The organism is Streptomyces sp. NBC_00440 (genome assembly GCF_036014215.1).
Lineage (GTDB): Bacteria > Actinomycetota > Actinomycetes > Streptomycetales > Streptomycetaceae > Streptomyces.
The window spans coordinates 7,067,966-7,081,037 of sequence record NZ_CP107921.1; the positions used below are offsets into that span (position 1 = coordinate 7,067,966).

Annotated in this window: 11 protein-coding genes and 1 pseudogene; 4 read left to right on the plus strand and 8 right to left on the minus strand. The window is 70.9% G+C overall.

The window, feature by feature from the left end:
• Nucleotides 1-78: 78 nt before the first annotated feature.
• Nucleotides 79-1,899: an AMP-dependent synthetase/ligase gene (locus OHB13_RS31520; protein ID WP_328379336.1), complete on the minus strand. Its 1,821-nt coding sequence runs from the start codon at nucleotides 1,897-1,899 to the stop codon at nucleotides 79-81.
• A gap of 458 nt (nucleotides 1,900-2,357) precedes the next feature.
• Nucleotides 2,358-3,860 (minus strand): MFS transporter, encoded by a 1,503-nt coding sequence (locus OHB13_RS31525; RefSeq protein WP_328379337.1) that lies wholly within the window; start codon nucleotides 3,858-3,860, stop codon nucleotides 2,358-2,360.
• Between the two features lie 136 nt (nucleotides 3,861-3,996).
• Here OHB13_RS31525 and OHB13_RS31530 point away from each other — a divergent pair, with 136 nt between their 5' ends.
• Together OHB13_RS31530 and OHB13_RS31535 are read left to right on the plus strand one after the other, a co-directional pair.
• A complete protein-coding gene (locus tag OHB13_RS31530) occupies nucleotides 3,997-5,007 on the plus strand; it encodes an Lrp/AsnC family transcriptional regulator (protein WP_328380435.1) in 1,011 nt (336 codons plus the stop codon).
• Between the two features lie 55 nt (nucleotides 5,008-5,062).
• Nucleotides 5,063-5,368 carry a DUF7677 family protein gene (locus OHB13_RS31535; protein ID WP_328374641.1) on the plus strand — a complete coding sequence of 102 codons (306 nt, stop codon included), beginning with the start codon at nucleotides 5,063-5,065 and terminating at the stop codon, nucleotides 5,366-5,368.
• Between the two features lie 25 nt (nucleotides 5,369-5,393).
• On the opposite strand, the pseudogene OHB13_RS31540 reads toward OHB13_RS31535, so the two are convergent.
• From OHB13_RS31540 to OHB13_RS31550, 3 genes and pseudogenes are all read right to left on the minus strand, one after another.
• A pseudogene (locus OHB13_RS31540) lies at nucleotides 5,394-6,223 on the minus strand (IS5 family transposase).
• Between the two features lie 165 nt (nucleotides 6,224-6,388).
• Entirely contained in the window at nucleotides 6,389-7,597 is a 1,209-nt protein-coding gene (locus tag OHB13_RS31545) for an IS701 family transposase (RefSeq protein ID WP_328378665.1), read from the minus strand.
• Nucleotides 7,598-7,867: 270 nt separating this feature from the next.
• The gene (locus OHB13_RS31550) at nucleotides 7,868-8,734 is read right to left on the minus strand and encodes a LysR substrate-binding domain-containing protein (RefSeq protein ID WP_266851316.1); all 867 of its coding nucleotides are present in this window, start codon (nucleotides 8,732-8,734) and stop codon (nucleotides 7,868-7,870) included.
• Nucleotides 8,735-8,853: 119 nt separating this feature from the next.
• On the opposite strand from OHB13_RS31550, the gene OHB13_RS31555 reads away from it, so the two are divergent.
• A complete protein-coding gene (locus tag OHB13_RS31555; protein WP_328379338.1) occupies nucleotides 8,854-9,876 on the plus strand; it encodes a bile acid:sodium symporter family protein in 1,023 nt (340 codons plus the stop codon).
• On the opposite strand, the gene OHB13_RS31560 is transcribed toward OHB13_RS31555, so the two are convergent.
• A complete protein-coding gene (locus tag OHB13_RS31560; protein ID WP_328379339.1) occupies nucleotides 9,866-10,792 on the minus strand; it encodes a quinone oxidoreductase family protein in 927 nt (308 codons plus the stop codon). The genes OHB13_RS31555 and OHB13_RS31560 overlap by 11 nt on opposite strands.
• 113 nt (nucleotides 10,793-10,905) lie before the next feature.
• Here OHB13_RS31560 and OHB13_RS31565 point away from each other — a divergent pair, with 113 nt between their 5' ends.
• Nucleotides 10,906-11,373: a MarR family winged helix-turn-helix transcriptional regulator gene (locus tag OHB13_RS31565; protein ID WP_328379340.1), complete on the plus strand. Its 468-nt coding sequence runs from the start codon at nucleotides 10,906-10,908 to the stop codon at nucleotides 11,371-11,373.
• Nucleotides 11,374-11,426: 53 nt separating this feature from the next.
• On the opposite strand, the gene OHB13_RS31570 is transcribed toward OHB13_RS31565, so the two are convergent.
• Nucleotides 11,427-12,071 (minus strand): hypothetical protein, encoded by a 645-nt coding sequence (locus OHB13_RS31570; protein WP_328379341.1) that lies wholly within the window; start codon nucleotides 12,069-12,071, stop codon nucleotides 11,427-11,429.
• Between the two features lie 147 nt (nucleotides 12,072-12,218).
• Nucleotides 12,219-13,058, minus strand: coding sequence for a formate dehydrogenase accessory sulfurtransferase FdhD (gene fdhD / locus OHB13_RS31575; protein WP_328379342.1), 840 nt, complete (start codon nucleotides 13,056-13,058; stop codon nucleotides 12,219-12,221).
• Between the last annotated feature and the right edge of the window lie 14 nt (nucleotides 13,059-13,072).

Here is a 13,072-nt window from a genome sequence, read left to right on the forward strand (position 1 = left end):
CGGCCGGCGGCGGGGGCCGGCCCCCGCTGTCCGCCGCCCCGCCGTACCCCTCCTGACGGCGCGCGTCCTGTCCGGTCTTCAGCGGTAGAGCGCCTCGACCTCTTCGCTGTACGCCGTCTCGATCGCCTTGCGCTTGAGTTTCAGCGACGGGGTGAGCAGACCGTGCTCCTCGGAGAACTGATGGGCGAGGATCCGGAACGTCCTGATCGACTCGGCCTGCGACACCAGGGTGTTCGCCGCCACCACCGACCGCCGGACCTCGGTCTCCAGCTCCGGATCACGCACCAGGGCGGCCGGGGACATCTGCGGTTTGCCGTGGAGGGAGAGCCAGTGGGCGACCGCCTCCTGGTCGAGCGTGACCAGCGCCGCGATGTACGGCCGGTCGTTGCCCACGACCAGGCACTGTCCGACCAGGGGATGGCCCCGTACCCGCTCCTCCAGCCCCGCCGGTGACACGCTCTTGCCGCCGGAGGTCACCAGGATCTCCTTCTTGCGGCCGGTGATCGTGAGATAACCGTCGTCGTCCAGCGAGCCCAGGTCGCCGGTGGAGAGCCAGCCTTCGTGGAGTACGTCGTCGGTCGCCTTGGGGGAGTTGAGGTACCCGCCGAACACGTTCAGGCCGCGCACCCACACCTCGCCGTCGTCGGCGATGTACACGGTGTTGCCGGGGATCGGCTGGCCGACCGTGCCGTAGCGGGTGCGCTCGGGCGGGTTGGCGGTGGCCGCCGCCGTCGATTCGGTGAGCCCGTACCCCTCGTAGATCGAGACACCGGCGCCCTCGTAGAACAGACCCAGCCGCCGGTCCATCCCCGAGCCGCCGGACATCGCGTGCCGCACCCGGCCGCCCATCGCCGCGCGCACCTTCGCGTAGACGACCTTCTCGAAGAACTGGTGCTGCATCCGCAGGCTCGCCGAGGGGCCAGGGCCCAGCCCGAACGCCTTGTGCTCCAGGGCCTCCGCATAGCGCACCGCCACCTCGACGGCTTTGTCGAAGGGCCCCGCCTTCCCCTCGGTCTCGGCCTTGCGGCGTGCGGCGTTGAAGACCTTCTCGAAGATGTAGGGCACGGCGAGGATGAACGTCGGCCGGAAGGCGGCGAGATCGGGCAGCAGCGCGCGGGCCGCCAGCTCGGGCTGGTGGCCCAGCTTGACCCGGCCGCGGATGGCGGCGACCTCGACCATCCTGCCGAAGACATGGGCGAGCGGCAGGAAGAGCAGGGTGGACGAGGTCTCGCCGCGCTTGGAGCGGAACACCGGCTCCCAGCGGGCGACCATGGTGTCCGCCTCGTACATCAGATTGGCGTGGGTGATCACGCAGCCCTTGGGGCGGCCGGTGGTGCCGGAGGTGTAGATGACCGTGGCGACGGACACCGGGGTCACGGCCCGCCGGTGGCGGTGCACCACCTCGTCGTCGATGCCGACGCCCGCGGCCAGCAGTTCCTCCAGCGCGCCCGCGTCCAGCTGCCAGAGTCTGCGCAGATTGGGCAGCCGGTCGATCACCGAGCCGATGGTCATGGCGTGGTCCTCGTGCTCGACCATGCAGGCGCTGACCTCGGAGTCGTACAGCATCCAGAAGACCTGCTCGGCGGACGACGTCGGGTACACGGGCACCGGCTGGGCGCCCACGGCCCAGAGGGCGAAGTCGAAGAGCGTCCACTCGTAGCGGGTCCGGCACATGATCGCGACACGGTCGCCGAAGCGCACTCCGTCGGCGAGCAGCCCTTTGGCGAGCGCGAGCACCTGGTCGCGGAACTCGCCGGACGACATGTCGTACCAGCGCCCGTCCTCCTTCCGGCCGAGGGCAGACCGGTGGGGATCATCTTCGGCGTGCTCGAACACGACGTCCGCCAGTCCGCCGACCTGGGGCGCCGTCACTATGGGTGGGACAGTGAACTCGCGCAAAATGACCTGCTCCTATGTGACGCTCCGCACAGCGCCGTGACGCTACCCCAACGCGAGTTCCGGCGGGAGAGGGGTCCGGTGACCGGAATGTGGGGATATCGCGAGGCTCTGGAGGGGCCCAGCAGGTGAAATGTACCCAGATGGCGAAGTGTTGGGCACCCTCCTGACCGAACGGTAAGTTCCGCGAGGTGGAATCTCCACCGAATCTGTACGGAGAAGGCACGGAGGCCGCTCAACCCCTGTGACCTGCGGAGGTCATGTGGGCCGCACGTTCCGTCGGCGGCAGCGTCCCGTGACGTCGCTGTGATCCCGCTGTGACCGCGGGGGTGTCACCTGTGGTGACGGACGGTCACGAGGTGGCCGGAAAATGCAGAAGCCGGGGACAACGCGGAGGGTGCCCGAACGACTCGTTCGGGCACCCTCCGCGTTGCCGTGTGCTGTCCCGGGACGGGCCAGGGTCACCGGGCCGCGGCGACCTCCGGCTCCTCGGTGCGCACCACCGGCGCGGGCGCGGCCGGCGCGGGCCGCAGGAAGGCCAGTACGGCGATCCCGGCCACCAGGCCCAGGATGCCCGCGATGAGCGCGGCGCCGTTGAGCCCCGACGCGAAGGCGCTGTGCAGCGTCGCATCCGGGATCCGGGAGCGCAGCGCGGACGCTCCGCCGCCCGCCAGGACATGGGCGGCGGTGTGCGCCTGCGCGGAGGGGCCGGGCAGCGCCGCCTCCATCCGCGAGGTGAGCACGGTGCCGAACACCGCGACGCCCAGCGCGAACCCGAGCTGGCGGAAGGTGTTGACCGCGCCGCCCGCCATACCCGCGTTGCGCGGCGGTACGGAGGCGAGCGCCGCGCCCGCGAGCGCCGGCGACACCAGGCCGACCCCGATCCCGGCCAGCACGAGTCCGGCCGACAGACCGGTCCAGTCCGACCCCGCGTCCAGCGTGGCCTGGGCCAGCGCCCCTGCCCCGATGAGGACAAGACCACCGCCGATCACCAGCCGGGGCGACCTGCCGTGCAGCAGCCGGCCACCGAGCGCCGCCACCACGAAGGAGGCCACGGCCAGCGGCAGTACGGCGAGCCCCGCCCGTACCGGGCTCATCCCGAGCAGCGTCTGGAGCCAGATCGAGGTGTAGGGCAGCACGCCGAAGGCGGCCGCGTTGAAGGCCAGCGCGCCCACCATCACCACGGCGAACGACGGCCGGCGCAGCAGCCCCAGGTCGAGCAGCGGATGGGCGGCACGCCGTTCGACGACCACGAACGCGGCCAGCGCCACCACGGCGACGGCCACGGCGGCCCCGGTACGTCCGGAGATCCAGCCCACGGTGTCCGCGCGCACCACGGCGAACGTCAGGGCCCCGGCGAACACCGCGAAGGCCGCGGTACCGGCCCAGTCGACCTTGCGGTCGGTCTGCCGCTGCGACTCGGTGACCGTACGCAGCGTGATCCAGATGGCCGCCGCGCTCACCGGCAGATTGACGAAGAAGATCCACCGCCAGTCCAGCGACTGCGTCAGCACCCCGCCGAGCACCGGGCCGATGGCCGCGGCGGCGCCGCTCACCGCGCCCCACACCCCGAGCGCGACGCCGCGGTCCCGCCCCTGGTAGGCGGCGCCGAGCAGTGAGAGGGTCGTCGCGAACATGGCAGCGCCGCCCACCCCTTGCAGCCCGCGCATCGCGATGAGCATCGCCGGACTTGTCGAGAGGCCGCAGGCCAGTGACGCCAGCGCGAACAGCGCGGTGCCCGCCGCGTACAGCCTGCGCCGCCCCGTGACATCGGCCGCCGCCCCCGCGCCGAGCAGCAGCGCGGCGAGCGCGAGCGCATAGATGTCGATCACCCACTGGAGATCCGAGAGCGACGCATGCAGCGAACCCGCCATGTCGGGCAGTGCCACGATCACGATCGTCACGTCGAGCAGCAGCATGAAGGTGCCCAGACAGACCGCTATGAGCGGCCCCCACTTACGCATTCGTTCTCTCCCGGTGTGCCCGTGTTCCACGACCGGTGGTCCGTACTGTTTCCGGTCACCCGTACGATCGGTGAAGTACGGCGGGATCCGTTAACCACAGCCGGATATTCGCCGGAACCCGACATCAGGAGGCGAGATCCGGGTGGAATCGCATGACTTCGACGAGCTCGACCTCCAGCTGCTGCACGGGCTCGAAGTCAACGCACGTGTCTCTTTCAGCCGACTCGCGGGCGTGCTCGGTGTCTCCGACCAGACGGTCGCCCGCCGGTACCGGCGGCTGCACACCGAAGGCGGTCTGCGGGTGGTCGGGGTCCGTGACGCAGCGAGCCTCGGCCAGGACACCTGGATGCTCCGGCTGCGCTGTGCGCCCGACGCCGCCGACTCGATCGCCAGGGCGCTCGCCCGGCGCCCCGACACCGCCTGGATCGGACTCACGTCGGGCGGTACGGAAGTCGTCGGCCAGACCAGCGCGCGCACCCGCGGCGAACACGAGGAGCTGCTGCTCGGCAAGTTGCCGCGCACCCCGAGCATCACCGAGATCAGGGCCCACCAGCTGCTGCACCGCTTCTACGGCGGCCCCGCCGGCTGGCTCGGCAAGAGCCGCGCCCTGACCGACGCACAGGTGGCGGCGCTCCGGCCGTCCGGGGCCGGGCGGACGGATGGCGCCGCCATCACGGACTCCGGCATCACCGCGGACGACGAACCGCTGGTCGCCGCGCTCGAACGCGACGGCCGCGCCACTTTCGCCGAACTCCGGAAGGCGACCGGCCGTTCGGAGTCGGCGGTGCGCCGCAGGCTCGACCAGCTGCTGGGCTCCGGCACGCTCTTCGTCGATGTGCAGTTCGACTCCGAGCAGTTCGGGTACGGGATCGCGGCCCTGCTGTGGATCACCGCGGCTCCTTCGGCCCTGGACTCCGTCGGGCGGGCGCTGGCGACCCACCGGGAAGTGGCCACCGCGAGCGCCGTCTCGGGGCCGTGCAATCTGTTCGCGGTGGTGGTGTGCCGCGACACCCCCGAGCTGTACGCGTATGTGAGCGCACGCCTCGGCCGGCTGGAAGGGGTCCAGCATGTGGAGTGCACACCGATGCTGCGCCGGGTCAAGCAGCTCACGTACGAGGAGCGGCTCACCGGCCGCACGGTCTCCTAGGCAGTGTCTTCAAAGATCTTGCCAAGATGGCGCGGTAGCTGAGCATGATGCCTTGGTGGAACATCTTTCTGTCGACGTGCGCGCTTCGCTCCGGCTCTTCGCTTTCTACTTGGCGAACGGCACCCTCGACCTGGACCTGCTCGAAGGGTTTGACTATCGCTCGACCGTTTTTCACTCCGGCTCCTCGTTGGAACAGGTCTTCGCGATCTATAGCAATGTGCTGCAAATCGACACCGACGGCATGGTGCTGAACGACGGAGACGCGCAGTACCGGGTCGCGCAGTGGGTCCGAGTGTGCTGCGACCCGAGCTATCGGGTCGAGCCGCCCTTCGATGCCTGGGAGACGGAGCTCCATCTCTGATGACCCGGCGTTCACCGTCAGAACATCACGCCCACATCAGGAGCGACGCGAGAGTGACGGCTGCATGGAAGGACTCCGCGGTCTTGTCGTAGCGAGTGGCGATGCCGCGCCACTGCTTCAGCCGATTGAAGCAGCGTTCCACCACGTTTCGCTGCTTGTAGCGCTGCTTGTCGAAGGCCGGTGGGCGCCCGCCGCGACTGCCGCGCCGGAGCCGGTTTTGGACCTGGTCGGCCCGCTCGGGGATGGTGTGACCGATGCTGCGTCGTCGCAGCCAGGTGCGGATGGCCCGGGAACTGTAGCCCTTGTCGCCCAGCACGTGGGAGGGTCGTACTCGGGGCCGCCCCGGGCCGATGCGAGGCACTCGTATCGCTTCAATCACCGCAGTGAACTGGGTGCAGTCATTGGTGTTGCCGCCCGTGAGCGTGAAAGCGAGCGGACGGCCGGCACCGTCGCAGGCCAGATGGATTTTGCTGGTCAGGCCACCTCGGGAACGTCCGAGTGCGGGGCTGCGGAGCCCCCTTTTCGTGCCCCGGCGGCGTGCTGGTGGGCGCGGACGACGGTGGAGTCGACCGACACGAGCCAGTCGACGTCCCCGTCCGCGTCCGCCCCGGCCTGGGCGGCCTGCAGCATTCGCTCGAACGTTCCGTCCAGAGCCCACCGCCGGAACCGGGTGTGCAGTGTGGCCCACGGACCGTACCGGTCGGGCACATCCCGCCAGGCCACCCCCGTCCGGAACTTCCACACGATCCCGTTGAGCACCATGCGATCGTCCAGCCGCTTCCTACCCCGCAGCGGCCTGGGCAGCAGGGGCCGGACGAACTCCCACTCGGCATCCGACAGTTCATGGCGACGTATCACGACACCATGATCCACCAGCGGTGATCATTTGAAGACACTGCCTAGTAGGGCTTTGTTAGGTGGTGTCGTAGGTCTGCCATGGGGTGGGTTGTCGGCAGGTGGGGCAGGTTCCGGTCCAGGTGGCTAACAGGTGTTGGAGGAGTGCCAGGGCCTGGTAGAGGGTCAGGCCCTGGCAGGGGCTTTTGGGGAGGACCGCTGTTCGGTCAGGAAGAGGTGGGCGGCGGTGACGAGGGTGACGTGGCGGTGCCAGCCGGTGAATGAGCGGCCCTCGAAATGGTCGAGTCCGAGCGTCGTTTTCAGCTCGCGGTAGTCGTGTTCGATGTGCCACCGTAGTTTCGCGAGGCGGACGAGGTCCCGGGCCGGAATGTCGGCCGGAAGGTTGGAAATCCAGTACTTGACCGGCTCGTTCTCCCCTTCGGGCCACTGCGCGATCAACCACCGAAGAGCGATGGCACCGTCCGGGGCGGGTTTCGGGCGGCGGCCGGCTAGGCGGACGCGCAGGAACACGAAGCGGGCGGACATGGCTGCTTTGGAGCCCTTGCGCCAGGTGACCGTGACCGCTCGTGCACGTCCGGCGGCCAGGACGTGTTCGCGCAGGCTGATGGGCCGGGTCCGGTAGCGGGGCAGCGGACGCGGTCCGAGCCCGCCGTAGGGCGGCTGGTGTGGCACGGCCGATTCGGTATGGGCGGTCATCTCGCCCTTGACCTGCAGGGCGTAGGCGAGGCCGCGGTCCTCCAGGCCGTGGCGGAAGTCGGCGTTCGCTCCGTAGCCGGCGTCCGCGACCAGCACCGCGGGCCGCAACCCCAAGGCCGCCAGTTCGTCGAGCATGTCCAGCGCGAGCCGCCACTTCGGCCGGTGCTGTTGCTCATCAGGAATGCGGCAGCGGGCCCGACGGCCGGCAGCTTCGGCCCCGTCCCAGCTGCCGGGCAGGAACAGACGCCAGGACAGTGGGCACGACGCGGTGTCGGACGCGGCGTGGACGCTGACCCCGATCTGGCAGTTCCCGACCTTGCCCAGGGTGCCGGAGTACTGCCTGGCTACCCCGGGCGAGGACGTCCCGTCCTTCGGGAACCCGGTGTCGTCCACCACCCACACCTGCGGACGCACCACCGCCACCGCCCGGCGGGCCAATCCGGCACGAACCGTGTCCACCGGCCAGGTCGACGACGTCATGAACTGCTGCAACTGCTGATGGTCCACCCCGAGTCGCCCGGCCATCGGCTGCATCGACTTCCGACGCCCGTCCAGCAACAGACCCCGCAGATACAGCCCGCCCTTCACCCGCTGATCAGCACGCGCCAAAGGCGCGAACACCTCCCCAGCGAACTCCTCCAACCGGCCCCGGCACGCTGCGAGTTCATTCGCCCTCATACCAGCAGGAAACCACCAACGCGCCCACTTGCCTAGAGACGTAACAAAGCCCTACTAGGGGCTGTCCGGCGGATCGGGCCAGGCCCCGGACAGCCCCCAGGGGCTGTCGTCAAAGTGCCGCCTGCCGCGCGGCGTCTGGCACGCACGCTCGCGGCGTTGCCGAAATGCCCTAGTAGCTCCGCTGCGAGAACATTCCGGCGCCTTGCGATCGCACGCACCAGACGCCGCGCGGCTGCCCTTCGGGCAACGACGGCACTTTGACGACAGCCCCTAGGCCTGGTGGTGCAGCCGGTCGGCGCCCGCCAGGATCGCCGACGCCAGTGCGTCGGCTGCCTCCTGGGCGCTTCCGCCCGCACGGCCGTGCAGCAGGACGAAGTCCACGTCCCCGAGGTCGGGCAGCCCGGCCCTGGCCGGGACCTGGGTGAGGCCGGGCGGGATCAGGCCGCGGGTGTGCGCCATGATGCCGAGGCCCGCGCGGGCCGCCGCGATCAGTCCGCTGAGGCTGGTGCTCGTACAGGCGATGCGCCAGGCGCGGCCGTCCTCCTCCAGCACCTCCAGCGCACGGGCGCGGGTGATGCCGGGCGGCGGGAAGAGGATCAGCGGGAGCGGGCGATCGGGGTCGATGCGCAGCCGGGGGGCGCCGATCCAGGTGAGGGCGGAGCGCCAGACCAGCTCGCCGTGGCTGTGCCCGTTGCGCCGCTTGGCGAGCACCAGATCGAGCGCGCCCGCCGCCAGCTGCTCGTGCAGGATGCCGGAGAGGCCGACGGTGAGCTCCAGATCCACCTCGGGGTGCTCGGTGCGGAACGACTCCAGGATCTCCGGCAGCCGCGTCAGTACGAAGTCCTCCGACGCGCCGAACCGCAGCCTGCCGCGCGGCCGGGTGCCCGCGAAGAACGCCGCCGCCCGCTCGTGCCCCTGAAGGATCGTCCGGGCGAAGCCGAGCATCGCCTCGCCGTCCTCGGTCAGCTCCACGCTGTGGGTGTCCCGGGTGAAGAGCATCCGGCCCGTCGCGTCCTCAAGCCGGCGGACATGCTGGCTCACCGTCGACTGGCGCAGCCCCAGGCGGTGGGCCGCCTGGGTGAAGCTCAGGGTCTGCGACACGGTGAGGAAGGTACGCAGCTGCGCGGGGTCGTACATGATCCATAGGTTATCGCGCATCGTGATGTCAGTCAGAGTGGTATGCAGGATTCCCGATCATGGATATCGCGTGGACGATGGAGAGGGCACGTTCCGCACCCCGAGAGCAAGTGGAGAACATGAGCCGCCGCAAGATGCAGTTTCCGTCCTGGCTGCCGATCGATCCGTACATCCTGGCTCTGATCGGCACGGTCGCCGTGGCGGCGCTGCTGCCGGCCCGCGGCACGGCGGCCGATGTGGCCGGGGGTGCGTCGACCGGAGCGGTGGCCCTGCTCTTCTTCCTCTACGGCGCCCGGCTCTCCACCGCCGAGGCGGTCGAGGGGCTGAAGCACTGGCGGCTCCATCTCACCGTCCTGGCCTGCACCTTCGTCGCGTTCCCGCTGCTCGGTCTGGCAGCGAAGGGACTCGTACCGTTCGTCCTGACGCCGCAGCTCTACAACGGGCTGCTCTTCCTCTGCCTGGTGCCGTCGACCATCCAGTCGTCGATCGCCTTCACCTCGATCGCCCGCGGCAATGTGCCCGCGGCGATCTGCGCCGGCTCCTTCTCCTCGCTCGCCGGCATCGTGGTGACCCCGGTGCTCGCGGCGCTGGTCCTGGGCAGCAGCGGGGGCGGTTTCTCCGCGGACTCCCTGCTGAAGATCGTGCTGCAACTGCTGGTGCCCTTCGTGGCGGGGCAGTTGCTGCGCCGCTGGGTGGGCGGCTTCCTCGTACGGCACAAGAAGGTTCTCGGCTATGTCGACCGGGGCTCGATCCTGCTGGTCGTCTACGCCGCGTTCAGCGAGGGCATGGTGCGCGGCGTCTGGCACCAGGTGAGCTTCGTCCGGCTGCTGGGGCTGCTCGGGGCCGAGGCGGTGCTGCTCGCCGTCATGCTCGCCCTGAGCTGGTACGGGGCCAAGCGGCTCGGCTTCGCCCGTGGTGACCGGATCGCCATCCAGTTCGCCGGGTCGAAGAAGAGCCTGGCGGCCGGACTGCCCATGGCGAGCGTGCTGTTCGGCGCACAGGCCTCGCTGGCGGTGCTGCCGCTGATGCTCTTCCACCAGATGCAGCTGATGGTCTGCGCGGTGATCGCCAAGCGCCGCTCGCGCGACCCGTTGCCCGAAGAGGCCGTGCAGGCCGAATCCGCCCAGACCGCTATGACGTGACCAGCACCACCTTGCCGAGATTGGCACGGGATTCGATGAACCGGTGGGCGCGCGCGGCCTCTTCGAGCGGGACCTCGGCGTGTACGGCGGCCCGCAGCTGCCCGGTGCGGTGCAGCTCCCACAGTTCGGCGCACCACCTCGCGTACAGCTCGGGCTCGTTCCTGGCGATGAGCGCCATCTGGAACCCGATGACCGACTTGGCGCCGGTCAGCAGGTCGTACGCCTGAAGGGTGCCGCCACCCGAACTGAACGCGACCAGCCGTCCGTTCGGCGCGAGGGCCGCGACCGCCGGGGTGAGCAGCGCTCCGCCGACCCCGTCCACGACGACGTCCACCGGCTCGCCCCAGTCCGGGGCGTCGTAGGTCACCACCGCGTCGGCGCCGAGCCCCCGCAGGAATTCCGACTTCTCCGGCGAGCCGGTGGCGGCGACCACCCGGGCGGCACCGTCCAGCCGGGCGAGCTGGAGCGCCAGATGGCCGACGCCGCTCGCCGCGGCTGTCACCAGCACCGATTCGCCGGGGCGGGTCCTGGCGGCAGCCAGCGCGCCCCGCGCCACCAGCCCGCTGCGCACCAGGGCCACGGCGTCCACCGCGCTCGCGTGCTCCGGGATCCTGGTGGCGAACGGCTCTGCCAGGACGGCGAGGTCCGCATAGGAACCGGCGAAGCAGAGCCCGGTCACCCGGTCGCCGGCCGAGAAGCCGCCGGCCCCGGCCCCGACGGCGACGACGGTGCCCGCGATCTCCCCGCCCAGCGGCGCGGGTTCACTGCCCTCGCGCACTTTCCGTACGGTCGGCAGGGTCACGCCGATTGCCTCCGAGCGCACCAGGAGTTCGCCGGGTCCGGGTTCGGGGGCGGGAACGTCCTCCAGGTACAGGGCGTCCGGCCCGCCGTTCCTGTCGTACCGAACACGGCGCATGGGTGCCTCCAGAAGTCGTGGGGGAGCGGTGTCGTGGGAGTGATGTCGTTGGGAGCCCCAACGGTATCTGATTTTCGTTGGGAGGCCCAATGGTTTCGCGCTAGGGTTTCCTCATGACTCCCGACACCCCTCCCGCCCTCGCCCGGATCACCGCTCTCCCCAGCTGGCTGCTCGGCCGGGCAGCGGCCCGCGGACACCGGCTGCTCGCCGACTCGTTCGCCGGTGAGGGGATGCGGCTGCCGCACCATGTGGTGCTGACCGCCGTCGCCGCGCTCGGACCCGTGTCCCAGGCGGAGCTGGGCCGTACAGTGCGCATCGACCCCAAGGACATGGTCACGGTGCTCAACGAACTCCAGGACAAGGGCATGGTCACCCGCACCGCCGACCCCGCGGACCGGCGGAAGAACGCGATCGCCGTCTCGCCCCCGGGGCGCACCGCGCTGCGCCGTCTGGAGGAGCTGGGCGACGCCGCCAACGACGAACTGCTCGCGCCGCTCGATCCGGCCGAACGGGCCCAGCTCACCGCACTGCTCACCCGGATCGTGCACGCGCCCGACGGCACGGCCGGCAAGGAAACGTGATCCCCCAGAAGTGATCTCCCAGAAGTGATCCCGCAGAGGTGGTCCCCGGGCGGTCAGACGCGCCGCGGTGAGGCCAGCAGATAGGCCGCGCCCGCCCGCCGGTCCGCATGTGCCGAGGTCTGCCAGCCCGCACGCTCCAGCGTTTCGGCGTACGCCCGGGAGTCCGGACCGTCCACCCGGACCGCCTGGGGCTGCGCCGACTCGCTCACCAGATAGCCGCGGCAGCAGCCCGCCTCCAGGGCGAGGGCGGCGGCCTGCGTCAGATGCGTACGCTCCCAGTCGCACGGCCGCTCCACCGAGCGGTCCGGGTTGGTGACCCGGCGCATCTCGACCAGACCCGCCCAGGCGCTGCGCACCTCGCGTTCCCGCAGGGGGTCCGGATCGGCCGGGGCTCCGGTGTCCCCGGTGGCGGTGCGGGTCTGGAAGATGCCGGTCGGCTCCCCGGCCCCGGATCCCGGCGCCGGTGCGGGGTCCGGGTCCGGCGGCGGGACCAGCCTGACCGGCTCGGCGGCCAGCCGTTCCCGCAGCCGCTGTCCGGCCGGCGTCAGATAGTGCCGGTGCGGGGGCCGTGGGTGGCGCAGCGCGAGACCCTGGGTGACCAGCGAGGCCAGCGCCGCCGCGGGGCCCCGGAGCAGTCCGGACTCGGCGTCGGCGGTGCGGATCGCCCGGCGCTGGGCTGCGGACGGCTGGCGGGTCATGCCCCTGACCGTACTGCCGCCGTACGGCACAGCGACAGCGCTCGCCGCCTCCCTTCGAGGCGCGGCCGCGGACGGGCGGGCCCGGGGCCGGCCGGCGCAGGGGGCGCTCCCCGCCGGCCGGTCCGCCGACCCGTGCCGCGGGGCGTGTCAGACCCCGGAGTGCAGGGCGACCCGCTCGTCACCCGCGTACACGTTCATGGACGAGCCACGGAGGAAACCGACCAGGGTCAGGCCGGACTCGGCGGCCAGGTCGACGGCCAGCGAGGACGGGGCGGACACGGCGGCGAGGACCGGGATTCCCGCCATCACCGCCTTCTGGGCCAGTTCGAATGAGGCGCGGCCGGAGACCAGGAGAACAACCTGCGAGAGCGGGAGCAGGCCGTTCTGCAGGGCCCGGCCGACCAGCTTGTCCACCGCGTTGTGGCGGCCCACGTCCTCGCGTATGTCCAGCAGTTCGCCCTCCGGCGTGAAGAGCGCGGCCGCGTGCAGACCCCCGGTCCGGTCGAACACCTGCTGTGCCGCCCGCAGCCGGTCGGGGAGGACGGCGAGCACATCGGGTTCCACCCGGACCGGGGGAGTGTCGGCGATCGGGAAGCGCGCGGTGGTCCGGACCGCGTCCAGGCTGGCCTTGCCGCAGAGCCCGCACGACGAGGTGGTGTACACATTGCGTTCCAGCGTGATGTCCGGGAGCTCGACGCCCGGCGCCAGCCTGACGTCCACCACGTTGTACGTGTTCGAGCCGTCGGCGGTGGCCCCCGCGCAGTACACGATCGACTGGAGCTCGTCCGCCGAACCGAGCACGCCCTCGCTGACCAGGAAGCCGGCGGCCAGCGCGAAATCGTCGCCCGGGGTGCGCATGGTGATGGCGAGAGCCTTGCCGTTCAGCCGGATCTCCAGCGGCTCCTCGGCCACCAGGGTGTCGGGGCGGGTCGTCACCGCTCCGTCCCGGATACGGATGGTGCGGCGGCGTTCGGTGACCCGGCCCATGGGAATCAGTCCTA

Excerpts from the sequence above, each read along its gene's own strand:
- OHB13_RS31525 (WP_328379337.1), bottom strand. The coding sequence starts at position 3,860 with ATGCGTAAGTGGGGGCCGCTCATAGCGGTCTGTCTGGGCACCTTCATG.
- OHB13_RS31545 (WP_328378665.1), bottom strand. The coding sequence starts at position 7,597 with ATGAGGGCGAATGAACTCGCAGCGTGCCGGGGCCGGTTGGAGGAGTTC.
- OHB13_RS31550 (WP_266851316.1), bottom strand. The coding sequence starts at position 8,734 with ATGTACGACCCCGCGCAGCTGCGTACCTTCCTCACCGTGTCGCAGACC.
- OHB13_RS31555 (WP_328379338.1), top strand. The coding sequence starts at position 8,854 with ATGAGCCGCCGCAAGATGCAGTTTCCGTCCTGGCTGCCGATCGATCCG.
- OHB13_RS31560 (WP_328379339.1), bottom strand. The coding sequence starts at position 10,792 with ATGCGCCGTGTTCGGTACGACAGGAACGGCGGGCCGGACGCCCTGTAC.
- OHB13_RS31565 (WP_328379340.1), top strand. The coding sequence starts at position 10,906 with ATGACTCCCGACACCCCTCCCGCCCTCGCCCGGATCACCGCTCTCCCC.
- OHB13_RS31570 (WP_328379341.1), bottom strand. The coding sequence starts at position 12,071 with ATGACCCGCCAGCCGTCCGCAGCCCAGCGCCGGGCGATCCGCACCGCC.
- fdhD (WP_328379342.1), bottom strand. The coding sequence starts at position 13,058 with ATGGGCCGGGTCACCGAACGCCGCCGCACCATCCGTATCCGGGACGGA.